This is a genomic window from Streptomyces sp. NPDC127119, from assembly GCF_042677425.1.
In the GTDB taxonomy this organism is placed as follows: domain Bacteria; phylum Actinomycetota; class Actinomycetes; order Streptomycetales; family Streptomycetaceae; genus Streptomyces.
On the sequence record NZ_JBHXTO010000017.1, the window covers coordinates 1 to 22,876 of the forward strand.

The window sequence follows — 22,876 nt, forward strand, 5'->3', positions numbered from 1 at the left end:
GCAGTCGACGCCCGGGGTCCTCACCGAGCAGGCCGTCTACCTCGGGGCTTCCGGGCTCGCGGGGGTGGGGCGCTTCCTGGTGCTGCGACTGTTCGTCTTCGCGGGTGACCGCGAGCGGACGGGGCTCGGCGAGGTCTCCCGACCGCGCTCTGCACGCACCGCGACCCCGGTGGCCGTCGCTTGTGTGTCGCGCACGCAGGTGTCCCGTTCTCAGCTCGTACTCGCGGCCGGTGCCTGATCGGCCCACCGACTCCGGATCAGGCGAGTGCCCTGCACGGGCTGGCAGGATCGGCGGCATGTCGGTGGATTCGTTGGTGGTCCGGGCCCGTGGGCTCTGGGAAGACCTGGCCCAGGTGCCGGTGTCGTTCGACCCGCCTGGCGCAGTGAACGTGGTGGTCTCCCCGCGGTCCAGGCTGTGTCCGAACGGCTGGGTCGGAGTGGTCGCCCTGGGTGGCTCAGCGATCGTGACCGCGCCGAACGACAGTGCCGCCCAGTTCGTTCGTGACGCACTGGGGTGCCTGCCTGTGGAGGCCGTCGTGGATGGCGTACTGGTTCGGGAGGTCCTACCGGTACGGCGGGTGCTCGGGCCGGCAGCGCTCGCCTATGTGTCTCCAGCGGGCTTTCGGCCGGTGGAAGCTGGTGCGTTGGCGGTGGAGCAACTGCCGCCCGCTCATCCGGACTTGCGTCGTTTGGAGCACGTGGCCGGTGATGACGACGCCGGTGAGGCTTCTCTGGACGAGATCACGTCGCCCGCGTTCGTGGTCCGTGAGTACGGCCGCGTGGTTGCCGCCGCGGGATATCGGGACTGGCCGAGGCGTACGGCCCATGTCAGCGTACTGACCGCGCCGGAAGCGCGCGGGCGAGGACTGGCACGGGTGACAGGGTCGGCGGCTGTCACTCAGGCCCTCACACGCGGGCTTCTGCCGCAGTGGCGTGCGCGACCGCCCGCCTCCCGGCGCGTCGCGACCGCATTGGGATTCGTGGAACTGGGCTCCCAACTCAGCATTGAGATCGCTTGAGACGTGCTCCTAGCCTGCGAGGGCTTCCTCCGCACGGTCTCCCCCGGTCACGGCGTCGGGAAGATCAGCCGTACGTCGTACGTCCGTTCCGCGTCGCGCAGGGCCGGGAACAGCGCGGTACGCAGTTCGCGGACCTCCTGCGCGTGCGTGTCGAGGAACTGTCGGCGCAGGGTCCGCCGGAGCGGTTCGCGGGCGGCTTCGACGGGACGCATGCAGGTGGCGTACGCGCTGCCGAGGGCGCGGTCCTGACGGGCGTAGTCCGCCGTGCTCGCGTTCATCATCGTCTTGTCGACGAGGGCGAAGAACGCCTCCTCGTCGCGGACCCGGTAGCCCTTGCCGGCGAGGCAGCCGGGCAGGGTACGCAGGGCCCGTACGGCGGCGGGGTCGCGCCGCGAGGCCGAGAGTTCACCGAACCACAGCCGCTGCAAAGGGAGATAGGCCTCCCGTACCTTCTCGCCTGCGGCTTGGCCTCGCGTGCGGCAGCGACGGATCTCGGCGTCGCTGCCCGTCCGCACCGGAGTGGCACTCGACGCGAGTACAGGCACCTCGGTGCCGTGGCCGAAGCCGTGACGGCCGAGGTAGGCGAGGTCGGGCAGTTCGGCATACGAGATGAAGGCGAGCGGAGGCTCAGGCGGCAGCCCGGTTCCGGCCTCGCGGGCGCAGTCGGCAGCGACGGAGCGTGCCACCTGCTGCCTCAGGACGTCCAGGCCCTGGGTCCAGCGGGACTCGGCCCCGGTCGCGGGGAGCACCATGAGCGCCGGGTCGTCGGGCAGGGTGCGGGTCACCTTTGCGGGTGCCACGGTGGCGGGCGGCCCCGGTACAGGCCCGGTCGCGGCGGTCGGCTCCGTCGTAACCGAACACGCGCCGAGCAGCAGCGCGGCCGTCGTCGCGAGGGCCGCGCGCGCCAGAATCGTACGGGTCACGTCCATCCGTCCTTCCGCCGGTACGGGGCGCCGGTACGGGGCGCCGCCGGACAGGCGGCACCCCGTGGGTCTGGGCCGAGGTCAGTGGGTGATCGTGACGCTGTCGCCGCCTTCGAGGAGGCTGGACACGCTGAACGGCACGTTGTCGTTGACGTCGGTGCACAGCCAGTACGTGGAGTCGTTGATGCTGTGGTTGCCGTCATAGGCCTGGACGTAGCGCTTGGCGCAGGTGAACCAGGTGCCGTCGGAACGGCGCAGGCGGCCCGCGTAGTAGTCGTACAGCCGCGAGCTGCTGTTCAGGGAGTACGTCAGGTTGAGGTCGCCGCAGGTGCTGGTGGCGGACTTGTTCCGGACGGTGCCCTGGCTCTCGTACTCACCGGTCGTGATGGCCGAAGCGGTACAGGCCGCCGGGGCGGCGGACGCCACGGGGGCCAGCGCCACGCCGGTGCCGGCGCAGACGAACGCCAGCGCCCCGGCCATCAGGCTCCGGTTGATGGTTCTCCTCTTCGACATGTTTCGTGTCCCCTCTCCGTTCGGGGCACGGACCGTGGTCGGACCGGCCCGTGCGGTGCCGCGGGAAACACTCGCAGCGCCCGCCCCGGCGCCACCACGACCTTCGAAACGGCTCGAAAGTCCCAGGCCCGGCAGCGGAGTTCAGCGCTCCGGCGGGGCGGGCGGGGAAGGTGGGCCCGCTGGGGTGATAGGGGCCTCGGCGGGAACTCGGGCGCCTGAGCGACCTTGACTCGAATGTGTCGTGTCGGGCTTCCGCAGCATGGCCGCGCCGAGCGGGGTGAGGGTGTGCAGGACGGTGTTCCGCACCCGTCGGCTGCGTACCAGGCCTGCGTCCCGCAGCACGGTCGTGTGGTGCGTGGCGGTCGCGGGTGACACACCGAGGTGGCGGGCGAGTTCGGAGGTGGTCGCGCCGCAGGCCAGGGTGTGCAGGGCGGCGGCGCGGGTGCGGCCGAGCAGCGCGGACAGGGAGGCTTCCGAACGCTCGGGCGGCGCGGTCGGCCGGCTGTCGTGCAGCGGGTAGACGAGCACCGGCCGGAGGGTGTCGTCGGCCAGCGAGACGGGCGACTGCCAGCAGAAGTAGGAAGGTACGAGCCGCAGTCCGCGTCCGCCGAGGTACAGGTCACGGTCCTGTACGTAGTCGACGTGCAGGACCGGCGGGCGCCAGCGCATGGCGGGCGAGAGGCCGCTGAGCAGGCCGCCGACACCGCCGTCGAGGAGGGCGCGGGAGAGCAGGACGCGTTCGCCTGCGAGCGAGGCGCCGATGAATTCCTGGTGCGGGGCGACGACGGTGTCGTGGTAGTCGCGCAGTACCCGTACGAGTTCTCCGCGAAAGTGGCGTTCGGTGAGCCGGTACGCCCAGGTGGGGGCCCGGCCGAACCGGGCGAGCAGGGCCACCTCTTCGGCGACGCGGCGGGGTGGGGTGTCGAGGATGGCGGCGAGTCCCGGTTCGAGTCCGTCCTCGGACTCCTGCGGGGAGAGGAAGTCGGGCCAGTAGCGGGCCCGGGGCAGCACGGGGACGAGCAGCCGCCGGACGGCGGCGCCGAGCCGGGTGCCGGTGAGGGCTTCTCTGGTCGCGCGGTGCCAGTGGGCGTAGGCCCATCGGCCTTGAGAGGTCTGGAGACGGTGCAGGCTGGAAGTGATCTCCCAGAGCGGGTCGGGTGTGTTCGCCACTCGGATGAGGCTCAGGTCATCGGGCGTGAAATGGATGCGCAGCATGGCAGGGTCCCCCGGTTCGACTAGTCGTCCCGCCCGGCAGGCAGCAGCCTGTGCCTTCTCGCGCATCGGGGACAACGTACGGATCCGGCCGTTCCGTGCCGTCACCGCTGGCCCACGGGTCTCGGCCACGATCCGAGCGCGCGGCGGATGGGAGGGGGTGGCTGGGGCTGAGTGTTCGGCTGCGGGTCGGTGGGGGCCGATCGCGCAGTTCCTCACGCCCCTTACGAGCAGGGGGTAAGGGCGTGCCTGGTAGCGGGCCCCTCAGGGGCGCGGGGAACTGCGCGGCCCGCCCCCACCGACCCGCAGCCGAAGTAATCCCCGCACGAACCCACACCCGGCGGACGCGCACAAGCGAAGGATCAGAGGTACGGAAGGATCAGACGTACGACTGGAGCCAGTACAGGAGCAGGCCCGCCGCCCCCGTGCCCAGGCCGTAAGCCAGGCCGCGCAGCAGAGCGAAGGTGGCGGCGTCGCGCAGACGACGGCGTTTGCGGCGTGATCCCTTGCTGGAAACGACAGTTCGGGGCTTGTGCTTCATGGTGTTGTACGTCCTTCTGGGGGCGTGAGGAGGAGCCTGCCGGCGGTCAGTGGCCCGGGCACCGGGACCGCGGGCAGGCTTCTCGTCAGTTCGGGGTCAGAGGGAGCCGGTGCAGTCCTGCAGGCGCCGGGCGAGGCCGGCGTCGGGGCGGCACACGAGACGGTCGGCGTCGTCCTGCGTCGCCAGGCGGCGCACCTCGGCGTCCAGGGCCGGGGTGACGGGGGCCGGGGGTCGGTGGCGCCGGGTGTAGGCCGCGAACCTGCCGACCGTGCTGACGAACGTCGTCTTGACGGCGACGTCGTCGTCCAGGTCGACGACGAGGAGCAGCATCTCGCGCCAGTGCTCGGCCTCCGCGGTCTCGCCCCGGGACCTGTGCAGCAGTTGAAGGCACAGGGCGCTGGCGCCGAAGCCCGCCCCGGCGGTGAAGCGCCACCAGAACTGGGCGCTCTCGGGGTGCCCGGCCAGGTACAGCATGCAGGCGAAGACGTGTGCGCCGTCCAAGTCGACTTCCTCGGTGTCCCGGTCACGCGTCAGCAGCCGGTGGGCGTCGCTCTCGCCGAGTGTCGCGGCGTACCGCTCGACGTGCGTCGTGGCGCCTGGCTGGTCCAGGCTCCAGCTGACGAACTCCTTCAGATGGCGCAGGGCACGGGAGACGGACGGTGCGGTGTCCGGCACAGGGCTGTAGCCGGCGTCGCGGGCCAGGCGGAGCAGTCCGGCGCCGACATCGAAGGCGGGCTGTCGGGCGCGCAGGCGCCGGCCGGCCGCGGCCAGCACCTGTTCGGTGTGCGTGACGGATCCCTTCTGGGCGCTCATTCAGTTGCTCCTTCGGATACGGGCGGGCATGGCCTGCTCAAGTCGCTGCTTGGCCTTGCGGCCGTGGTAGTCGACGGTGCTGGCCGACACGCCCAGGTACCAGGCGATGTCGGCGGTGGCACAGCCGCACAGGTACCGCAGGACCATGACGTCGAACTGCCGCGACGGCAGGGTGCACAGGGCACGCGCCACGTCGTTGTCCTCGATCAGTTCGGCTAAGTTGCCCCGGTAGTTCGTCAGCTTCTCGGAGATGACGGTGCGCCGCAGGATCGCCCACGTCTGCTGGTGGACGTTGCCGTCGGCCAGGAGGTCCGGCCAGTGCGCGAGGATCTCGAAGTAGGCGCGGTGGACGGCGTCTTCGGCGTCCTGCTGATCGTTGAGTATGGCTTGCGCGAACCGGTGGTAGTCCTCGTGGTTCTTCAGATAGAGCGCCTCGAAATCCAGCGGGAAGGGCAGCACGCCGGTGGCTGTCACGGGGCTTCCACCGGCCCCCGCACGGGCATCGTCAGTCATGGATCCTCTTCGTTGAGGCAAGATGCGAACGGCTCCGCGCTACGAGATGCGCACCTGCGGCGCCTTCTGACGTCGCCTATGAAACTCGTCCGAACGGGCGAACACGCATGCGTGGCAGGGCGAACATGACAGAGCGGTACTTGAATAATTCACAAAGCTGCCGCCTACCCGTTGGTAACGCAGAGTGGCCAGCGGCTTCCCCGCGAGCGCCACGAGGTGGTCTACGCCTCTCCTGGCTCAACTGTGTTGCAGTTCACTCGCGGAACCAGCGAATCCGCTCACGCGACTCAACTCGAACGGATGAATTTATGCAGTGTTCGCACATGGAACAGCCTGCTTCTGATCCGTCACGACGCTTGACAGCACTGCCCGTTCGCGAACGGTCGGCGTCGGCGCGTGCGCGCGTCACACGTCTCCTCCGCACCGCCGCCTCGACCCCGCCTCCGCTGCCCCCGATGTGACGGTCCGTGCTGTAGGCGTCCTCGCTGTGAGCCTCTGCGCTGTGAGCCCTCTCGCCGTCCGGAGAAAAGCCGAAGCGGCACCTGTCCGCTGCGCGGTGGCGCCGGTAACGTGCCGACGGTGCTCGCTTCTGTGCTGCTCATGACACTGCCCGTCCTGATCCGGTGCGGGCGGGCCGCCGTCAACTCCTCAGCGACCCCCACGCCGCATTCGGCGAACAGGCCGCGATGAAGCCCCCCACTCAAGGAGTCCGCATGGCAACACCGCTCAGCCGTCGCACCCTTCTGGCCGCCGGCACGGGCGCCGCCGCCGGCCTGTCCCTGCCCGGCTCCTCCGCGTACGCCGGCGACCGTGGAATCAGCAGCCTGAGATTCACCCTCAACGCCCAGGTGCTGGACGGTGGTGAACAGGTCACCTCGGTCACCCTCGACGCCGCCCGGCTCGGCCCGATCGACCCCGCCAGTCTGACCACCGGCACCTTCACCGTGCATGCCAAGGCCACCAGCCCGATCCCCATCGCCGACGGGGACGTCATCTTCAGCGAGTACGACCTCGATCGCACGGTGACCGCGGTTCGGCTCGACCGCCGCGGCAACATCGTGCTCGACCTGAGCCATGCCGAGGGCCAGATCGGCGGCGGCACTCTCGGATACATCGCCGGCCGAGGCCGCAACGTCGTGCTCGACCTCGTCTACACCATCACCCAGCAGGCCCCGTTCGCCCTACGCGATCACCGTTCGATCACCGTCAAGAGCTTCGTGCAGAACCGCCGGCTGTCGGACCCCGAGGTCGACGCGTTCAGCTCCCACGTCTCCGGCTCGGGAATGAAGTACCGGCTGTACTCCCCCACCGGCGCCCACTCCTCCCGACGGAGCAAGCGACCGCTGATCGTCTGGCTGCACGGCGGAGGCGAGGGCGCCTCGCTGCCCGACTACTACGACAACGAGACCACGCTCCGAGCCAACCGCGGCGCACTGGGCTTCGCCACCCCCGAAGCGCAGCGCATCTTCGACGGCGCCTACGTCCTGGCCCCGCAAAGCACCTCCGCCTGGATGCAGGACGGCCCCCGCTTCGCCCCCCTCATCCGCGAGATCATCGGCGACGTCACGCGCGGCAACCGCATCGACCACGACCGGATCTACGTCGTCGGCTGCAGCAACGGCGGCTACATGAGCATGAAGATGACCACCGTCTATCCCGCGCTGTTCGCCGCCTCCGTGCCGATCTGCGGCGTCGTCGGATCCTTCCCGCCCGGCGGCCCGCCGCTGATCCCCGACAGTGAACTGGCACAGATCAGCACCCCCAGCTGGCTCGTCGCCTCCCGCGACGACCTCACCGTGGATCCGCAGGCCAACACCGTCCACGCGCACGAGCTCATCCCCGGCTCACTAGTGACGCTCTACGACCATGTCGTCCGGGACGGCTACCAGTTCTCCGGCCACTGGTCGTGGATCTACGTCGCCCGCAACGACCCCAGCCTCGACGGAACCCACATCTGGCAGTGGATGGCAGCGCAGCAACGACACTGACAGAGATGCCGTGTTCGGGGGTGCTGCTTTCGGGCCGGCCGTGTTCGGGACAGCTGTGGTCGGGACAGCTGTGGTCGGGGGGTGCTCGGCGAGCAGGTCTCGGCTGTCCCACGCTGCGGCCCCGATGCACCCCCGATGCGTGGGGCGCGGGCGGGAACTACTTGCGGACCCGTCCCCACGGCTTGAAGACCGAGAGCACCATCGCGAAACTCAGCAGCACCATGGCGGTGGTGGCCAGGAACGCGACGAACCAGATGTCCTGCAACGGCTGTTCACCCGTGGAGAGTTCGGTGATCGGGCCCAGAAAGAGCAACAGCATCACGCAGGCGATGCCGTTGAGGGCCAGCTTCACCGACACCCACCAGTAGCGAACGAGCCCCCACTTGGTCGCCAGCCCCAACAGGACGCCGGTGACGAGGCAGACCAGCCCTGCTGCGAGAGCCGACAGCAGCAGGGGGACGACGAAGAAGTCCGCGAGGGCCCGGTACACGGCGGTGCGGTCGTCGCCCGCGCGTAACCAGCCGATCGCCACCAGAACGGTGGAGACGACATCGATGCCGATCCAGGCTCCCGCCGATACGACATGCGTGACCAGGATGCTCTTGCGCAACCGGGCCGGGATGCTCCAGCGAACTCGGTTTCCCCGTGCCGGCGGGGTGGTGCGGGGCGTGGTGAGGGTACTCATGGCCGTCCTTGTCTGCGCAGTGCGCGGGTGATGGGTAAGAGGTAGGAAGCCCTCGACCTTGGCCAACTGGGCGCCTCGTCCCCGCACTTCCGGGAGCGAAGTCGGCGTACGCCGTGATCTCGGTGGTCCGGGACCCTCAGTCGGTCAGAACTTTCAGCGCGGCTGCGTGCACACCCGGCGCGGCGGCGAGGTAGCTCTTGCCTGCCAGTTCCCACGGCTTGCCCTCGAAGTCGGTCACGACGCCACCGGCCTCCTGGACCAGCAGCACACCTGCCGCGTGGGACCGGACGTTGTCGAACTGCCAGTGCAGATCCATGCGGCCCGCGGCGACCTGGGCGAGCTGGTGGGTCACCGGTACGGAAACCCGCACATACAACGCGGAGTTCGTCATCGCGGCGAAGGCGGAGCCCATCCGCTGCGCGAGTTCGGGGTCGTGACCCGGCTGTGCCTGCCCGGTCCCGGCGAGTGCGCCGTCCAGCGACGTCTTGGCCGACACCTGTAGCCGTACGCCGTTGAGGAACGCCCCGCCGCCCTCGGTCGCGGTGAACATCTCGTCGAGGACCGGGAAGTAGACCACCGACAGCACCGGGCGGCCGTCACGGACGAGGCTCACGCCGATGTTCCAGTCGGGCATGCCGTGCACAGCGTTGACGTTGCCACCGACCGGGTCGATGAGCCACCACTCCCCCGTGGCCAGCGGACCCGAGCCGTGCTCGTCGTTGAGCCAGCCTCCGCCGGGCAGAGCCTCGGTCAGTGCCGGGCGCAGCACGTCGACCACAGCCGCGTCATTGGCCTGGAGGTTCGCGAGCAGCTCGGACAGACCGGGCGGACGGGACTCGGTGGAGTAGCGCGTCATCATCCGGGCGCCGGCGGCGCGGACGGCGGCGACGGTGGCGGCAAGCAGTTCCTGGCTCATGGGAGGCTCCTGAAGTCGATCGAAAAGGATCTGTGTCTGTCGGTACGGGGGATGCGCCACGGCCAGCCGGCCGGCCGGTCAGGCGGCGGGCAAAGTGCTGTCGCCGATGAGCGAGTTGGGCCCGGCCGCGTCGCGCCAGCCGCGTGGTGCCGACCGTGTCGTGCCGGCCGCTGAAAGTACGCCTCGACCACGCCTGGCTCCGCAAGCAGGTCCGGGCGTCGGTCGAGGAGGTCACCGCCGGCTGGTTACTCCGCCAGCGGAAGGGCCACGGCGCCCGGATGCGCAGGCGCTTCGGCTTCGTCGAGCATCGCCGCGGCCACGGTCTGCCGGCTCACCTTCGCACCGAGGTCGAGGAGAGGCCCGGCCTCCAGACCGACGGTGCGCCGATGGGGGCTCTCCGGTCCGTCGGCGAGCATGCCCGCGTGGAAGACGGTGCCTCCGGCCGCGAGAACGGTGTTGTCGGCTTCGACCTTGTCCGGAAGGCGGTCGCCCAGCACCTTGGCGAGCATGCCCGCCCCTTCTCCCGCCACTTCGGCCGACGCGCCCGTGCCGTAGGCACCGAGCCAGATCACGCGCCGCGGACCGGCGGCGACGACGGCTCGGGCGCCGGCCAGGAGGGTCCCGGCCCGGTTCGTACCGAGGGCGGAAAGGACCACGGAATCCCCGTCCACGACGGCGGCGATGCTCGCCGCGTCGTGCACGTCGGCCGCCACTTTGCGCAGGTTCGGGGAGTCGGGCAGGTCGATCTTCTCGGGATCACGCGCGATGGCGGTCACGGTGTGACCACGTCGCAGGGCCTGTCGGGTGAGGGCGATTCCGGTCTGGCCGGAGGCCGCGAGGACGGTGAGGTTCATGCCGAGAACGTTAGGGAGGTCCTCACTTAACATCAAGTGCATACATCTGAACCGACGATTAACCCAGACGCAATCGTGCGGCCTGGTGATGAGTTTTCGCGTCCGCACCCGTCACACCTATGACTGGGCACGACGACGCGGAAGGATGACGTGATGAGTGCGGACATGCGGCTGGAGGATCCGAACGTGAGCGGGCTAGGCGTGGGCGGGTTGCGCGAGGTCGACGAGCCGGCGTTCTCGGGGCTGGCGGAGCGGCACCGGCGGGAGCTGCACGTGCACTGCTACCGGATGCTCGGGTCGTTCGAGGACGCCGAGGACACCGTCCAGGAGACGTTCCTGCGTGCCTGGCGGCGGCGGGAGACCTTCGAGGGGCGGTCGACGTTCCGGGCCTGGCTGTACCGGATCGCCACCAACGCCTGCCTGGACCAGCTCGCCAAGTGCCGCCCGGAGCCTGCGACCGGCGGCGAGGTGCTGTGGCTGCAGCCCTATCCGGACCGGCTGCTCGACGAACTGCCCGCAGCCGACGCGGGCGAGCCGGAGGCTGTCGCCCTCGCGCGGGAGACGGTCGAGTTGGCGTACCTGGTCGCGGTCCAGCACCTCGCGCCGCGCCCGAGGGCCGTGCTGATCCTGCGGGACGTGCTCGGCTGGCCGGCGAAGGATGTCGCGGAGCACCTCGGGGACTCCGTCAACTCCGTGAACAGCGCGCTGCAACGGGCCCGCGCCGGCCTGCGGGAGCATCTGCCCGCCGAGCGGCAGGACTGGACCGGCGGCGAACAGGACGCGGATACGCGCGAGTTGGTGCGCCGCTATACCGACGCCAGCGTGGCTACCGACGTCAAGGGTCTCGCCGCCCTGCTGCGGGACGACGTCCGCTGCTCGATGCCGCCCACGCCGGGCCTGTACATCGGCCGCGACGCGGTGGTGAACGACTGGGTCGAGAACGGCTTCGAGACCATGAAGGGCCTGCGCGCCGTCCCCACCTCCGTGAACCGACAGCCCGCCGTCGCCTTCTACCTCTGGCAGAAACAGCAGGGCGCGTACCTGCCCCTGACGATCGACGTCCTACGCATCACCGACGGAACGATCACGGAGATCACCACGTTCCACAACGACCAGTTCCCACGCCTCGGTCTGCCGCAGCGGTTGCTGGCGGATGGCATGGAGTAGGCGTGATGCGGACGCTGGATACCGGCTGGCAGGCACTTCAGAACACGTGCGCAGAACGGGTCCACTTGTACGGGCCACTCAGCAACTCCTCTCAATCGATACGCGTCACAGATCCAACAGCAGGTCCCGTATCACCGTAGGCCGGGACAGGAACGGATGGTGGCCCGCGTCGACTTCGACCACGTTGCCGGCCCGCCGGGCGAACTCGCGCTGCAGCGCTGCAGGAGTGCCTCGGTCCTGCGCGCAGACGAGGTACGTCGAGGGCACCTGCTGCCACGCCGCCGCACCGACCGGCTGCCCGGTCACCTGCACGCTCTGCCGGGCGAGGTGGTCCGCCGCCTGCGCCTGGACCTCGGGATCGCAGTCCTGCAAGAAGGTGTCCACGAGCAGCTCGGGGCGGACCCCGAACGTACCGGCTTCGATGTCGACATCGAGGAACGGGGCGGGGCCGTTGCCGTCGCCGTCGCCGTCGCCGAAATCCGACAGGCTCTGTCCGACCTCGGGCAGGTAACTGGAGACCAGCAGCAGGTGACGCACCGACCCGATGCCCGCGGCGGCCTCCGCGGTGACGATGCCGCCGTAGCTGTGGGCGACCACGACGGTCGGTTCGTCGCCGGTCCGCAACACCTGCCGTACCGCGGCGACGTCCTCGGCCAGCCCCGGGCCACTGAACCCGCCGGGCAGGCCCACCTCACCGCAACTCGGCAGCCCTGGAGCCACACTTGACACTCCCCGCTCCTGCAGCAGTTCGGCGGTGCGGTGCCACCACCATGCCCCGTCCCGCACGCACGCCCCGTGCACGAACACCACTCTCATTGCCGGCCTCCACGTAAGCCTCGTCCGCTGTCTCTCTGTAGACGTTAGACGTAGTGGCTGTTACGTGAAAAAGTTGGGTCATGGGCAGACGACCGCAGCCGCAGATCAAGGACCGGCTGCTCGAAGCATGCGCCGATCATGCCCTCGCGCACGGCCTACCCGACCGGCTCGAACCGCTGGCCACCGCCACCGGCACCTCGGCCCGCATGCTCATCTACCACTTCGGCACCCGCGACGACCTGCTGCGAGCCGTTCTCGGGCGCGCACGGCAACGTCAACTCGACACTTTCGGCGACGTCCTGCGGGCGCGGCCCGACGAGCCCTACACCGTCACTCTGGACCGCGCCTGGACCTCCATCACCGGCCCGGACGGGCAGCCGTACCTGCGGATGTTCGGTCAGCTGCGCGAGAGTGCCGAGCAACAGCTGTGGCCCAACTTCCGGCGTACCGCGACGACCGACTGGCTCGGGCCGCTGGAGGACGGCCTGCTGAGCATCGGCCGACCGGACCTCGCGACGCTCGTCCTCGCCGTCATCCGCGGTCTCCTCATGGACCTCGACGCCACCGGGGACACCGCCCGGACCGGCCAGGCTTTCCGCGACTTCCTCGGCACGGTCGACCACCTGTCCGGCGCCAGCCGCTCAACCGCCCCCTGCTCGCAGGAGTAGACCGACAGCAGCACGACCGGCACGGGTAAGACGGCGGGAACGCAGTTCCGCTCCCAGCGAGACATCAGCCAGGGGTCAGTGGTGTGCTGGGTCCGGCCGCCGGGAGGGTGCCGTCCGGCGGCTCACCCCTTCGGTCGACGACCTCGTACCAGTGCGACGGCGACTGGGAACACGAGTGGGGCGTGAAGATCGGCGCTCTCGACAACCCGGGTGGACCGTCGGCATCGACCTGGAGGGGACCGGCCTGGAAGCACGCGACCACCCTCGTCACGGATGCTTCCTAAAGCGGCTCGAGACGGGCAGACGCCGCCCCCGTGAACCATGTAGTCAGAGCGCTAGCAGTGGTAGCCGTCAGGGCACTCCGCGAGTGGGCCGAGGAAGAGCCAGACCGTGAGGAGCAGCGCGCTGGAGATCGTCGCCATGATGATGAAGCGACGGAGAGCGCGCCGCCGGCGCCCGCTGTACGCCACCACGAGCCCCGCGGCCGGTGCGACCACCGCGCCAAGGGCGGCAGCCCACAAGGTGATGTCGACGGACTCCGCCATCACCTGGGGGAACCCCATGCCACGGGCGAGGGCCGGGCGCGAACAGGATGAGCGGCGTGGCCGACCACCACCACGACAGGCCCGCGATCACTCGATCCAGCGTGGACGGCATCCGGCGATCGGGCGGAGCATCACCGGGACGCCGGGCCCGAACGGCGCTGGTTGATCGCATGCCCGAAGCACAGGCAGTCCTGTGGTGCGGCAGGAGTTCGCTGTGCGAGCGATTCCGAGCTGTCACACAGTGACCGCCGGCCTCGCGCGCCTGTCACTCGTTGAGGTGCAGTACGGCCGCGTCACGTGGATCTCCGGCCACCGGTTTGTTTCTGTACATCGTGTTATGGGATGAATCGGAAGGAGCCCTGGTGACCAGCACGCTGGTGCTGGAAAGCCGGTGGGTCCGGAAGCTCGGTCAGTGGTTCTGACGGCAGCTGGTCGTTCTGACATCCCACCGCGCTCACGTTTCAGGAGTTCCTCCGTGCGAGTTCCCAGCTTTCCGCAGGTCCGTCTTCCCCTTGCCGCTCTGCTGGCCGCTGCCTGTTTGGCGGCTCCGGTGCAGGACCCGGCCCGAGCCGCGGACGGTCCCGCGGGTCATGACCGCGCGCTGCGGCAGCAGTTGCGGGATCTGACCGCCGCGCCCGACGGACCACCCGGAGCGATCGCCGTCCTCAAGCGCGGATCCCGCACCGAGGTCTACCGGGCAGGCGTCGCCGAAATCGGCACCGACCGTCCGATCAAGGTCACCGACCACATGCGTATCGCCAGCACGGCCAAGGCGTACAGCGGCGCCGTCGCCCTCCGCCTCGTCGACGGCGGGGACCTGCGTCTGAACGACACCGTCGGCAAGGTGCTCCCCCGTCTGCCGCGCGCATGGCATCGGGTTACGCTCCGGCAGTTGCTCAACCACACCAGCGGACTGCCGGACTTCAGCGCGGCCCCGGAGTTCCTGGCTCTGGTGACCGAGAACCCGCGCCGCACCTTCGACTCCCGCCGCCTGCTGGACTTCGTGGCCGACGAACCGTTGGCGTTCCGTCCGGGGACCCGGTATGCCTACTCCAACTCCGACAACATCGCCGTGGCGCTGATGGCGGAGGCGGTGACAGGCGTGCGCTACGAAGACCTGCTCGACGAGCTCGTGTACCGCCCGCTGGAGCTGCGTGGCACCAGCCTGCCGCAGGGTTACCGGATGCCCGAGCCGTACATGCACGGCTACGACGTCACCGCGCAGAATCCGCCCGAGGACGTCAGTGAGGTGCTGGGCACGTCGGGTGTGTGGGCGTCGGGCGGGATCATCTCGACGCCGAAGGACATGACGGCCTTCATCCGCGGTTACGCCGGTGGGAAGCTGATCTCCGACCGGACCCGCCGTCAGCAGCTGAACTGGGTGGACGGCGCGTCCGAACCGGCCGGTCCCGGCAAGAACAAAGCCGGTCTCGCCCTCTTCCGGTACACCACCCGATGTGGCGTGGTGTACGGCCACACGGGCAACTTCCCCGGCTACACACAACTGATCGCGGCCACCCCGGACGGCGAGCGGTCACTGACCGTCTCCCTCACCACCCAGGTCAACAAGTCGAGCAAACCGGAGCTTCTGGAGCGGCTGCGCACCGTCGAGGAGAACTTCGTCTGCGCGCTGCTGCGCAAGCCGTAAGCGGAGGCAGGTTCGAGGGCGCAAACGCAGGACGCCGAACTCGGGCAGAACCGCCGGGCCAGAAGGCGTACGGAGGTCACGTCGTCGCGCGCCACCCCAGGCGTGCGGCGTCAGAGCTCAGGCATCAGACGTCAGGGATCAGGCCTCAGGCCTCAGGCCTCAGGCCTCAGGCGAGCCCGTGCGGCGGAAGAGCCCGCGTGTCGCGGTGAAGGCGAGGGCGAGCAGGCGGGGCCACGTGGGTTGGACGGCGTACCGGGCGAAGCGCGTCGACAGGTCCAGCCAGCCCCGCTTGCTCGTCATGAGGAGGTGGCCCGGCGAGGTGAAGCCGCTGACCACGATCGACTTCTCGGCGTTCTCGTAGCCCAGGAGGTTGCCGAAGTTGCCGCGGCCGGAGACGAACGCGCGGCCCTCCTCGTTGCCGCCCCAGATGAGGTAGGGGTTCGTCCAGATCATCGGCGGCATCGTGTTGACGCCGACGGCGCCGTAGCGGAGGTCCGTGACCGCGCGATCGACGGTGGCCGCGTGCGTCTTCTTGGTGTCCTCGTCGATGAGGATCGTCGCGGCGAGGGTTCCGAGGAGGTTCTCGTTGGCGAACTCCGCGGCTGCCGGAAGGAACGTCCCGGCGTCGGGTGCGACGTCGAGCGCGACCTCGCTCATGATCTGGCAGAACGCCTCGTGGTCGAGCGCGAAGCCCTCCGTGCCGACGTCCTCGATCACCATGACCCGCGAAGCGGGGCGGCCGTCCATGGGCTGGATGAGCCGCCCGCCGGGATAGGCGTCGCGGAAGGCGTCGAAGGTCTTGTCGACCCCGGGGTAGCTGGTGCTGGAGCCGGGCGTGAGGTCGCGCAGGGCGACGGTGATCGCGTCCAGTAACTGCCGCCGCTGCGGCCAGTGCCGGCTCGTCACCAGGGTCTGCGTACGGCCGCAGATCGAGCCGCCGCTGATCGTGACGATGGTGGCGATCTGGAGCGCCTGGTGGCGGATCTCCCGCTCGGTCCACGGGCGGTCGCCGGGGACGACGATGCACGGGTTGTTGCCACCGCACTCGGAGACCAACTCGGTGTCCGTGGCCTCCATGATGGCTTTGGCGGAGGCGGTCCCACCGGTGAAGTAGATCTTCGAGAGGCGGGGGTCGCGGGTCAGTGCGGGCCCCTCGGCGGCGGGACAGAAGGAGGCCGCGTGGACGTCGACGAGCGGTTGCAGGACCTTCTCCCACACCCGGTCGGCGTCCTCGTTGAGGTGGTGGGGCTTGTGGACGACCACGCAACTGTCGACGAAGAGGGCCCTGATCATCTCGAAGGACGACGCGACGTTCCCCGCCCCCAGTACGGCGACGATGCCACCGGGCTTCGCGTACGGGTCCACCCTGCGAGGCTCCCCGACGACGCGCAGCACGTCGGTCCGGTCGCCGTTGAGCAGGCGGTCCTTCCCGCGCGGGGAGACCCGGACGTCGAAGCGACCGTCCCCGGCGGGGGTGACCGCCAGCGGCTGGAGCGGGCGGTCGCGGACCAGCCCCTCGTACAGGTCGATGGCGGCGGAGACGTTCGCGGCCATCGGCACCAGGACCCGTTGGATGCTCGTGCCCACCTGGTGGGCGTCGGCCGGGTCCGCCGGCTCGATGCCCTTCGCGTGGCAGTCCGCCGACCTCAGCTCGTCGAAATGCCGGTCGATGTTCGCGCGGACCAGGCGGAGCAGCCTCAGTCGCTCCACCGGCGGGGTGGCCCGCCACCGGTCCGGGTCGACCCAGTCGACAGCCTCCGTGACCTTCATGACGTCCATGACGTGCCCCTTCCCTCGGCCGGCGGCAGCGTGATCCGCCCGGCCACGAAAATAGTGGACCAGCGGTACATTGAAATTAATGTACCGCCGGTCCACAGTCAATGGACCGGCGGTCGACTAATCTCGGGGGATGGCGACCTTCCAGCGTGCACGGAGCGACGAACAGCGTGCCGTGCGTCGGCGGAGCATCCTGGAAACCGCGGCCGGCATGCTCGACGAGATGCCGGTGGCGGCGGTGAGCCTCAACGAACTCAGCCGCCGCGTCGGGCTGGCGAAGTCCGCGATGACGCGCTATTTCGAGTCGCGCGAGGCCGTTCTGCTCGATCTGCTCTCCGAGGCGGCCGCCCGCTACCGGTCCGATGTCGCCGAGACACTCCCCGGGTGGGCCGACCCGTCCGCTCCGGCTCCGGTGCGGACGCGCCAGGTCGCGGCGCGGCTGGCCACGACGTTCGCCGCGCACCCGATGCTGTGCGAACTGCTGAGCGCGCAGCACGCGATCCTTGAGCACAACGTCTCCGTCGAGGTCGCCGCCCGGTACAAGAGGTCCTCGCGTGACGCCATCCACTGGCTGGCCGAGCGGCTGCGCGACCTGCTCCCCGAGCTCGACGACGAGCGGGCGCTGCGCGCCGCACATATGGTCATCATCCTCGTCGGCGCCCTGTGGACCCGCAGCCGCCCCGCCCCCGCGCAGCTGGCCGCCTTCCAGGCCGACTCAAGTCTGGCGTTCATGCACCCGGCCTTCACCGAGGCCTTCGAGGCCGCGATCGGCACCTTCTTCCTGGGCCTCGTCGCGGAGACCACGGACGCGGCCTGACGCGGCACCGCGTGCGAGGCGGCGCGTGCGGCGGCGTATGAGGCCGGAGGGGCCATACTGGTAAAGGCATTGATCTTCCACAGAACGGTTCCATGTTTAAGAACAGCAGCTCCGCGACGACCGTCCCCGACACCGTATGGCTGGCACGCGGGCGTCATCTCGGGGCCGATCCCGAACAGGACGTCCGGCGCAATCTGATCGCCCTCAAGGCAGCCGGGGTCCTCGACGACTTCGTGGACCTCGACCCCGTGGAGGCGTCCCGCTCCACCGTCCTCCACCCGCGCGAGGCGTCCGCCGCGCCCGGCCCGTCGGCCCGCCGGCTCTTCGAGGCCCGCTGGCGCGTGGCGGACGGCGTCATGGTGCGCGCGCAGCTGACCACGTACGAGCATCGGGGCCGCCGCGCGGACGACGAGGCGGTCAGCTGGGTGCTGGCCGCCGAGGCGGAGCTGCCGTGGGACTTCCGGTGGCCCTCGCCCGCCACGATGTTCTGGCCCGACAGCGACCGGGTGGCCTGGGACCACGACGCGGTGCCCGGGGTGCGTCTGCGGACGGCGAACCACCTGCCGGCGGACGACAGCGAGCTGCGCCGCCACCTGCGGGACTGCACGCGCAACACCTGGTACATCCATGTCGTCGTGCACGAGGCCATGACGCCCGACACGAGCGGGCAGCGGCCGGTCTCCGCGTTCCTGCCGCCGAGCCTGCGCCACCGGGTCGTCGAGCACCGGGCGACGCCTGCGCAGGCGGAGACCGCCGACTTCGCTATGAAACGGGAACTGAGCGTGCGGATGCCGCGCGGCGGCGCCGTCATCCTGCCCGTCCACCCGCGGAGCCGGGACCACGACGCCGAGCACTTCAGTGTGCACACGGTCTTCCTGGACGGCTCCGAGCCCACGGATCTCCTCGCCCTGATCGAGGAGTTCGCCAACCTGCCGCGCCCCCTCCCCGAGGGCGCCGAGCAGGCCCTGACCCAACTGCGCCAGGGCTGGCACCTGCTGACCCCGGACGAGGAACTGGCCCACGCCCAGAACATGGCCGTCAAGTACGCCGAAGCACTCGACGCCATGACGAAGTCCTGCGACCTCTACCGCGAGGCGGCCGACGCGGCACAGGCCGCACTGACCGAGTTCACGCGCGGCGGCGGTACGCCCCGATCGGCGGCGCCGGAAACCCCCAAGGCGATCACCTCACCGCTGAACGCCATCAGGAAGGGTTTCGACCGCCTACGAGACCCGAACAAACAGGACGTGTGACGGCCGTCGACCGTCAGCCGTCGAGTGCGCCGAGTGGTCACCGGGGGATGCAGCCCGTTCCTCGGTGACCATTGCTGCGCCGGTCTGGATACAGTCGGGCCGTGTCTGAACTGAAGCCACTGCATGCCGACCACGCTGTGGCGGTCCTGGCCTTCGAGTTGGCCAACCGTGCCTACTTCGCGGCCTCCGTGTCCGACCGTGGTGACGCCTTCTTCGAGGAGTTCGCCGAGCGGTACGACGCCGCGCTGGCCGAGCAGGAGGCCGGTGTCTGCGCCTTCTATGTGCTCGTCGCCGAGGACGGCCCGGTGCTCGGCAGGTTCAACCTGTACGACCTGGAGGACGGCACCGCGACACTCGGCTACCGCGTTGCGCAGCACGTTGCGGGGCATGGCGTGGCGACCGCAAGCGTTCGGGAGCTGTGCCGGCTGGCGGTGGTCCGGCACGGACTGCGTACCCTGCGGGCGGCCACCTCACATGAGAATGCCGCGTCCCGGGCGGTGCTGACCCGTGTCGGGTTCGTCGCCGTCGGTCCGGCCGATCCTGCCCACCTCGGCGGTAAGGCTGGCACCTGGTATCAGCACGATCTGCGGCCCCGGCTGAGCCCCGTCGACGGGTAGAGGTCGCGCTGCGCCCGCATGTCGTCATCTGTGGGATAGGGGACGATATCGCCATGGCGGACGGCATGCCGTCGGACCAAGCTGGAGGTGGCGGTCCGACCGGGTGCGCCGACAGGAAGTGGGGAGCAGCAGCATGTCGATCGATCGTGTGACGGCCGCGGGTGTGACGGTGCCTGGCACTCAGCTGGTGCGTGAGGCGACGGAGCTCATCCGGGACACCACCGACGAGCTCATCTACCACCACTCGCGCCGGGTGTACTTCTTCGGAAGCCTCCAGGGCCGCGAGCGTGACCTCAGTTTCGACGCGGAACTGCTCTATGTCGGGGCGATGTTCCACGACGTCGGCCTGAACCAGGAGTTCCATGACAGCGGCCGTCGGTTCGAGGTGGACAGCGCGGACGAGGCCAGGCGGTTCCTGCAGGCCCACGGCGTCCCCGAGGACAGCGTCCGCCGCGTCTGGACGTCGATCGCCCTGCACACCACGCCCGGCATCCCCCAGTTCATGGAACCGGAGGTGGCGCTGGTCATCGCAGGGGTCGAGTACGACGTCCTGGGCCTCGGCTACGACAGCCTCTCCGCCGAGGACCGCGATGCCGTCGTGGCACTCCACCCGCGCCCCGACTTCAAGCGCCGCATCCTGGACGCCTTCACCGACGGCATCCGCTCCAAGCCCGAGACGACCTTCGGCAATGTGAAGGCGGACGTGCTGGAGCACTTCGTTCCCGGTTTCGAGCGGGGAGACTTCGTCCGGACGATTCAGGACTCCGCGTGGAAGGAGTAGCGCAGGCCACACCCCGTGCCAGGCGCGCACCCCAGGCCAAACACACGCCCCGCGCTCGGCGCACGGTCGTCGTCGTGGCCTTCGACGGGGTGCAGCTCCTCGACGTCACCGGCCCCGTGGAGGTCTTCACGACAGCCAACCGCTACGGGGGCGACTACGACGTGCGGGTCGTCTCGCCCACCGGCGAGTCGGTCACCACCTCGTCGGGGCTGGTCATCGGTGCCGGCCGACCGCCTGCCAGGTTTTCACGGCGCCACAGCACACTGCTGGTCGCGGGGCGACAGGACTGGCGCGCTGCCGTGGCCGACACCGGCCTGGTCACCTTGGTGGCGCGGATGGCCGGACAGGCGGAGCGCGTGGCGTCGGTGTGCGCGGGGGCCTTCCTGCTGGCCGAGGCCGGGATCCTGGACGGCCGCCGCGCGGCCACGCACTGGGAGCTCACGGCCCAGCTGGCCGCCGCCTACCCCCGGGTCCAGGTGGAAGACGATCCCGTCTTCGCGCGGGACGGGCATGTGTTCACGTCGGCCGGTGTCACCGCGGGCATCGATCTCTCCCTGGCCCTGGTCGAAGAGGACTGGGGCGCCGAGACCGCCCGCAGTGTGGCCAGGCAACTGGTCGTGTTCATGGCCAGGCCCGGTGGACAGGCCCAGTTCAGCGCCCGGCTGGCTCCCCGGCAGCCGCAGCATCCGGCGGTCCGCCGGGTGATGGACCACGTCACCGAGGACCCGGCGGCCACACATACCCTCACCGCTCTGGCCTCCGCGGCCGGGTTGAGCGGACGCCACCTCGAACGGCTCTTTCGCATCGAGGTCGGGACGACGCCCGGACGGTACGTGGAATCCGTCCGGGTCGAAGCCGCCCAGACACTCCTCGAAGCGGGTACCGGCACGGTCGAGGAAGTGGCCCAGCAGGCGGGATTCGGCTCGTCGGAATCCTTGCGACGCGTCTTCCAGCGCGTCCTGGGGATCGCTCCGACGCAGTACCGCGCCCGGTTCCACAGCACGGCCGCCTCCTGACACCGAGTCCGAGGCCGGCCGGACCGACCGGCCAGGCGGGCGTTCCGGCCGGACCGGGCGGGACGCCGGTACCAGTACGAGGAATCAGGGAACAGGGGTCAGGGATCAGGGGATCTGTATGCTCGGGCCGTTGTCGCCGCTGAGGTTGTAGCCGTACTCGGCCTGTGCTGACGGCGTACCGAGGTCCACGGGGTTGTGCGCGGACGACTTCGTCGCCGTCAGGCCGGACGCCGTACCGCGCAGCAGCCACACCGCGCCGCCGTTCCTGACCGTGCCGAGGTCCTCCCCGGGCGCGCCCGCCGTCAGGTCCGCCTTCCCGTCCCCGGTCACGTCGAGCAGCCGTACCGACCCGCCGAACACGTCGTTCTTCTCCGCGACCCCCGGCACGTTCGCGGTGTCCTGGTGGAACGCCTGCGCGCCCGCACCGGTGAGCCCGCCCCTGCCGCCCTTGAGGAGGACCACGGAACCGGCCTTGGCCACCGAGCCGATCGCCTCACCGGGGACGCCCACGGCCAGGTCGGGGTAGCCGTCGCCGTTCGCGTCGCCCGCGCTCAGGCGCGCGCCGAAGGCGTCGTTCTTCTCGCTCACTCCGGGCACGCCCGCGGTCTGCTGCGTGATGGTCTGCGTACGGGTCTGGCTGGGGCCCGCGGCGGAGCCGTAATAGATCTTGACGGTCCCCGGGTCGTCGACCATCTCCGTGTCGCCGCCCGGGAATTCGCGGGTGGCGAGGTCGGCGTAACCGTCCTGGTCGAAGTCGGCGACGGCGGTGGCGGACGCGGAGGACAGCCGCTGCGGGACGGTGGACAGGCCGTCCTTCGTGCCGAGCCACAGCTTGCCGCCCTCGGCGTGGTTCTCGTAGACGTAGAAGGTCGCGAGGTCCTCGATGCCGTCGCCGTTGAAGTCGCCGGCCGCGGTGGAGGAGATCGTGTTGTCGGTGCTGAACGCCAGCAGCGACTGCTTGCGGGTGGGGGCTCCGGTGCGGTCGAACGGGCCGTGGAGCACGTCGCGGTAGTCGTAGTCGTCGCCGTTGCGCATGAACAGGTCCGTGTGACCGTCCCCGTCGAAGTCGCCCGCGGTGATGTCCTCGCCGACCTCGGCGTTCGTCGGCGCGCCGGCGACGCGGACGGAATCCTGGCCGGAGATGCCCGTTCTGCGGCCCCAGAGGACGATCACCGATCCGCTGATGTTGCCTTCCGCCTGGTACTCGCGGCTCGTCACGGCCAGGTCGGTCAGGCCGTCGCCGTCCAGGTCGCGGGGAACGAGCGCGTAGCCGAAGACGCCGTTGTCGGCGGAGACGCCGGGCACTCCCGGGGTGTCCTGGGTGATGACGGTGGTGTGGGCCGTGTCGAGGCCGTTCGCCGAGCCGTAGGTAATGGTGAGGTAGCCGGCCCAGGCGTGGCCGCCCACCGTGGCGCCTGGAGCGGCCACGGCGATGTCCTGGTAGCCGTCGCCGTTGAAGTCCTCACGCACGGTGGTGGCGCGGCCCGCAGCGGACGCGGTGCCCGCCACTGTCTGCACGCTGAAGGTGCCGATCATTGCGGCGACCACTGCGGTCGATACGGCCAGTCGACGGATGCCCACAAGTCCTCCTGGAAGCGCGCGGCTTCAAGGCCGCTCACGGGTGACATTCGCCTGTGAGACACGTGGGAACGGCCGATGGTTGCGCGGCGAACACCACGTGAACGGACGTGAACGTAGATGAACCAATGACACCGGGCACGCCGGGCCGGAGGGCTCAGGTGAGTGGGCTCAGGTGACTGGGCCGCTCGTACGGCAGGCCTTCGGCATCGCCCGC

Annotated in this window: 24 protein-coding genes and 1 pseudogene; 12 read left to right on the forward strand and 13 right to left on the reverse strand. The window is 70.0% G+C overall.

The genetic code is table 11. The annotated features are described in order from the left end of the window. A pseudogene (locus tag ACFVH5_RS10885) lies at positions 1–238 on the forward strand (hypothetical protein); the annotation flags it as partial. A 58-nt stretch (positions 239–296) separates the two neighbouring features. Continuing rightward, entirely contained in the window at positions 297–1,019 is a 723-nt protein-coding gene (locus ACFVH5_RS10890) for a GNAT family N-acetyltransferase (protein WP_385833209.1), read from the forward strand. Positions 1,020–1,066: 47 nt separating this feature from the next. Here ACFVH5_RS10890 and ACFVH5_RS10895 read toward each other — a convergent pair whose 3' ends face one another. The 6 genes from ACFVH5_RS10895 to ACFVH5_RS10920 all read right to left on the reverse strand — a co-directional run bounded on the left by ACFVH5_RS10895 (position 1,067) and on the right by ACFVH5_RS10920 (position 5,495). Then, on the reverse strand, positions 1,067–1,942 hold the full coding sequence (locus ACFVH5_RS10895) for a hypothetical protein (protein ID WP_385833210.1): 876 nt from the start codon (positions 1,940–1,942) through the stop codon (positions 1,067–1,069). 81 nt (positions 1,943–2,023) lie between these two features. Beyond that, entirely contained in the window at positions 2,024–2,455 is a 432-nt protein-coding gene (locus ACFVH5_RS10900; RefSeq protein ID WP_384810337.1) for a hypothetical protein, read from the reverse strand. 141 nt (positions 2,456–2,596) lie between these two features. Then, complete coding sequence (locus tag ACFVH5_RS10905) at positions 2,597–3,625, reverse strand: ArsR/SmtB family transcription factor (RefSeq protein WP_385833211.1); 1,029 nt, start codon at positions 3,623–3,625, stop codon at positions 2,597–2,599. A 421-nt stretch (positions 3,626–4,046) separates the two neighbouring features. Beyond that, a complete protein-coding gene (locus tag ACFVH5_RS10910) occupies positions 4,047–4,208 on the reverse strand; it encodes a hypothetical protein (RefSeq protein ID WP_385833212.1) in 162 nt (53 codons plus the stop codon). A 96-nt stretch (positions 4,209–4,304) separates the two neighbouring features. Further along, on the reverse strand, positions 4,305–5,021 hold the full coding sequence (locus ACFVH5_RS10915) for a hypothetical protein (RefSeq protein ID WP_385833213.1): 717 nt from the start codon (positions 5,019–5,021) through the stop codon (positions 4,305–4,307). Further along, positions 5,022–5,495, reverse strand: a complete 474-nt coding sequence (locus ACFVH5_RS10920; protein ID WP_385833214.1) for an RNA polymerase sigma factor — start codon at positions 5,493–5,495, stop codon at positions 5,022–5,024. 752 nt (positions 5,496–6,247) lie between these two features. Between ACFVH5_RS10920 and ACFVH5_RS10925 the strand changes: the two genes are divergently transcribed. Next, positions 6,248–7,522, forward strand: a complete 1,275-nt coding sequence (locus ACFVH5_RS10925; RefSeq protein WP_385833216.1) for a prolyl oligopeptidase family serine peptidase — start codon at positions 6,248–6,250, stop codon at positions 7,520–7,522. A gap of 157 nt (positions 7,523–7,679) precedes the next feature. On the opposite strand, the gene ACFVH5_RS10930 is transcribed toward ACFVH5_RS10925, so the two are convergent. The 3 genes from ACFVH5_RS10930 to ACFVH5_RS10940 all read right to left on the reverse strand — a co-directional run bounded on the left by ACFVH5_RS10930 (position 7,680) and on the right by ACFVH5_RS10940 (position 9,977). Next, on the reverse strand, positions 7,680–8,207 hold the full coding sequence (locus ACFVH5_RS10930) for a hypothetical protein (RefSeq protein WP_385833217.1): 528 nt from the start codon (positions 8,205–8,207) through the stop codon (positions 7,680–7,682). A 136-nt stretch (positions 8,208–8,343) separates the two neighbouring features. Next, the gene (locus ACFVH5_RS10935; RefSeq protein ID WP_385833218.1) at positions 8,344–9,123 is read right to left on the reverse strand and encodes an inositol monophosphatase family protein; all 780 of its coding nucleotides are present in this window, start codon (positions 9,121–9,123) and stop codon (positions 8,344–8,346) included. A gap of 245 nt (positions 9,124–9,368) precedes the next feature. Next, on the reverse strand, positions 9,369–9,977 hold the full coding sequence (locus ACFVH5_RS10940; protein ID WP_385833219.1) for an NAD(P)-dependent oxidoreductase: 609 nt from the start codon (positions 9,975–9,977) through the stop codon (positions 9,369–9,371). Between the two features lie 153 nt (positions 9,978–10,130). Between ACFVH5_RS10940 and ACFVH5_RS10945 the strand changes: the two genes are divergently transcribed. Next, entirely contained in the window at positions 10,131–11,144 is a 1,014-nt protein-coding gene (locus ACFVH5_RS10945) for an RNA polymerase subunit sigma-70 (protein ID WP_385833220.1), read from the forward strand. 105 nt (positions 11,145–11,249) lie between these two features. On the opposite strand, the gene ACFVH5_RS10950 is transcribed toward ACFVH5_RS10945, so the two are convergent. Next, positions 11,250–11,960 carry an alpha/beta fold hydrolase gene (locus tag ACFVH5_RS10950; protein WP_385833221.1) on the reverse strand — a complete coding sequence of 237 codons (711 nt, stop codon included), beginning with the start codon at positions 11,958–11,960 and terminating at the stop codon, positions 11,250–11,252. Positions 11,961–12,040: 80 nt separating this feature from the next. On the opposite strand from ACFVH5_RS10950, the gene ACFVH5_RS10955 reads away from it, so the two are divergent. Continuing rightward, positions 12,041–12,628: a TetR/AcrR family transcriptional regulator gene (locus tag ACFVH5_RS10955; RefSeq protein WP_385833222.1), complete on the forward strand. Its 588-nt coding sequence runs from the start codon at positions 12,041–12,043 to the stop codon at positions 12,626–12,628. A gap of 107 nt (positions 12,629–12,735) precedes the next feature. After that, positions 12,736–12,912 carry an Imm53 family immunity protein gene (locus tag ACFVH5_RS10960; protein ID WP_385833292.1) on the forward strand — a complete coding sequence of 59 codons (177 nt, stop codon included), beginning with the start codon at positions 12,736–12,738 and terminating at the stop codon, positions 12,910–12,912. A gap of 51 nt (positions 12,913–12,963) precedes the next feature. Here ACFVH5_RS10960 and ACFVH5_RS10965 read toward each other — a convergent pair whose 3' ends face one another. Then, positions 12,964–13,191 (reverse strand): hypothetical protein, encoded by a 228-nt coding sequence (locus ACFVH5_RS10965; RefSeq protein WP_385833224.1) that lies wholly within the window; start codon positions 13,189–13,191, stop codon positions 12,964–12,966. A 457-nt stretch (positions 13,192–13,648) separates the two neighbouring features. Here ACFVH5_RS10965 and ACFVH5_RS10970 point away from each other — a divergent pair, with 457 nt between their 5' ends. Next, on the forward strand, positions 13,649–14,821 hold the full coding sequence (locus ACFVH5_RS10970; protein ID WP_385833225.1) for a serine hydrolase domain-containing protein: 1,173 nt from the start codon (positions 13,649–13,651) through the stop codon (positions 14,819–14,821). 159 nt (positions 14,822–14,980) lie between these two features. Here ACFVH5_RS10970 and ACFVH5_RS10975 read toward each other — a convergent pair whose 3' ends face one another. Continuing rightward, positions 14,981–16,600, reverse strand: coding sequence for an aldehyde dehydrogenase family protein (locus ACFVH5_RS10975; RefSeq protein ID WP_385833226.1), 1,620 nt, complete (start codon positions 16,598–16,600; stop codon positions 14,981–14,983). A gap of 130 nt (positions 16,601–16,730) precedes the next feature. On the opposite strand from ACFVH5_RS10975, the gene ACFVH5_RS10980 reads away from it, so the two are divergent. From ACFVH5_RS10980 to ACFVH5_RS11000, 5 genes are all read left to right on the forward strand, one after another. Next, positions 16,731–17,414: a TetR family transcriptional regulator gene (locus tag ACFVH5_RS10980; RefSeq protein ID WP_385833227.1), complete on the forward strand. Its 684-nt coding sequence runs from the start codon at positions 16,731–16,733 to the stop codon at positions 17,412–17,414. Between the two features lie 92 nt (positions 17,415–17,506). Next, the gene (locus ACFVH5_RS10985) at positions 17,507–18,667 is read left to right on the forward strand and encodes a hypothetical protein (protein ID WP_385833229.1); all 1,161 of its coding nucleotides are present in this window, start codon (positions 17,507–17,509) and stop codon (positions 18,665–18,667) included. Between the two features lie 101 nt (positions 18,668–18,768). After that, positions 18,769–19,284, forward strand: coding sequence for a GNAT family N-acetyltransferase (locus ACFVH5_RS10990; protein ID WP_385833230.1), 516 nt, complete (start codon positions 18,769–18,771; stop codon positions 19,282–19,284). A 133-nt stretch (positions 19,285–19,417) separates the two neighbouring features. Beyond that, positions 19,418–20,065: an HD domain-containing protein gene (locus tag ACFVH5_RS10995; protein ID WP_385833231.1), complete on the forward strand. Its 648-nt coding sequence runs from the start codon at positions 19,418–19,420 to the stop codon at positions 20,063–20,065. Continuing rightward, positions 20,053–21,081, forward strand: coding sequence for a GlxA family transcriptional regulator (locus ACFVH5_RS11000; protein WP_385833232.1), 1,029 nt, complete (start codon positions 20,053–20,055; stop codon positions 21,079–21,081). Before ACFVH5_RS10995 ends, ACFVH5_RS11000 begins: the two co-directional genes overlap by 13 nt. Positions 21,082–21,186: 105 nt before the next feature. Here ACFVH5_RS11000 and ACFVH5_RS11005 read toward each other — a convergent pair whose 3' ends face one another. Next, the gene (locus ACFVH5_RS11005) at positions 21,187–22,662 is read right to left on the reverse strand and encodes an FG-GAP and VCBS repeat-containing protein (protein ID WP_385833233.1); all 1,476 of its coding nucleotides are present in this window, start codon (positions 22,660–22,662) and stop codon (positions 21,187–21,189) included. Positions 22,663–22,876 lie beyond the last annotated feature (214 nt).